This window comes from Propioniciclava sp. (assembly GCF_029977985.1).
Classification (GTDB): domain Bacteria; phylum Actinomycetota; class Actinomycetes; order Propionibacteriales; family Propionibacteriaceae; genus Propioniciclava.
The window spans coordinates 1-1,376 of sequence record NZ_JARKOT010000273.1 but is presented as its reverse complement, the minus strand read 5'-3'; the positions used below and the strand labels follow the sequence as shown (position 1 = coordinate 1,376).

Below are 1,376 nucleotides of genomic sequence, written 5' to 3'. Positions count from 1 at the left end.
CGCCCGGACCCCCGCGCCCGACCGGTTCATGATCCGGCCTCGGCGTAGACGGTGCGCGGGACGCCGATGGCGGCGCGGCGGCCGGTCGTGGCGGTGGTGGTGGTCGCACCGGTGCGGTCGGTGACCGTCTTGGCCAGCGTGACGCTGAGCTCGGCGGCGGTCGGCACGGCCACCGGCGCGGACGGGGCCAGCAGCACCCGGGTGCCGGCGAGGTTCTGCCGCCGCGGGGTGAGCGCGACCGGACCGTAGCTGGCCGCGGTCACGGCCAGCGCCGTCCGGCCGGTGCGCAGGATCGGCTCGGCAGCCTCCAGCAGCACCCCGGCCAGCTTCCAGGTGCCGGCGTCGTTCAGCCACAGCACGCTGGTCCGGGCGCCGTCCGGCAGCGGCCACGGGTCCATCCCGACCGCGGCCAGCGCCGCGTCCAGCTCGGCATCGCCGGCCACGAAACCGGACGGCAGCGCGGCGGTGACGATCGCGTCGCCGGCGATGATCGGCCACGTCCGGTCGGTGGTGAGGCCCAGCGACTCCAGCAGGTCGGGCACGTCGTGGTAGCGGGACGCCTGGAAGTGCGTCCGGGCGATCACCGCGTCCTCGGCGTCCGGGTGCCCGGTGGGGGTGGCCAGCAGGATCAGGTCGTACCAGGCGCCGGGCACGAGCTCTGCGGTCACCGTGCCGGTGGTCCCGCCGAGGGACGGCTCCTCCAGGCAGGGCGCCCCGCGGATCGCGTCCAGGAACCGCTTCTGGCCGCGGGACCGGAAGATGTCGAACAGCGGCCCCCATTCGACGCTCAGGTCCTCGTCCGGCGGGTGCGGGACGTCGGCCATGCTGCCGGGCGGCGGGTCGGTGCGCCGCAGCCGCAACGTCAACTCGCGGCCGTACAGCCCGGCCAGCTGGTCGCCGTGGTCGACGGCCAGGTGGACGAGCAGCGTGTCGTCGAGCAGGTGCGGCGCCGCCCCCGTCTCGGGGTCGAACGCGATCAGGTAGCGCAGCAGCGAGCGCGGGTCGAAGGCCTGCTCGTCGACCAGTTCCGCCGGCGGCGCGCCGGTGACCACGGCGTGGTCGGCGGTCCGGAAGCGGTACGACACGGGCGGTCCGTCGATCCAGTCGCCGCTGGGCGGCACCGTCGGCGGCTCCGGCTGGGACTCGGTCTTGAGCCAGCCCTGCCAGGCCCACGAGACCTTGATGGTGTAGCCCTTCCCCAGCTGCAGCAGGTCCTTGTGGGCAGGCACCGGGTCGTCCGCGTCGATGGCGTGGGCGTTGATCACCTCGAGCAGGTGCTGGGCGAAGCCTGCGTTCGCTTCGGCCTGGGCCGCGGCCGGGCCGCTCACCCCGCACAGCCGGACGATGCCGACCTGGCCGGCGTCGCCCTTGGTCGT

At 75.0% G+C, this 1,376-nt stretch carries 1 protein-coding gene; it reads right to left on the bottom strand.

What is annotated here, in order from left to right; genetic code table 11:
• Positions 1-26: 26 nt before the first annotated feature.
• On the bottom strand, positions 27-1,376 hold a 1,350-nt coding region (locus Q1K57_RS14700), incomplete at its 5' end, for a hypothetical protein (protein ID WP_300083937.1).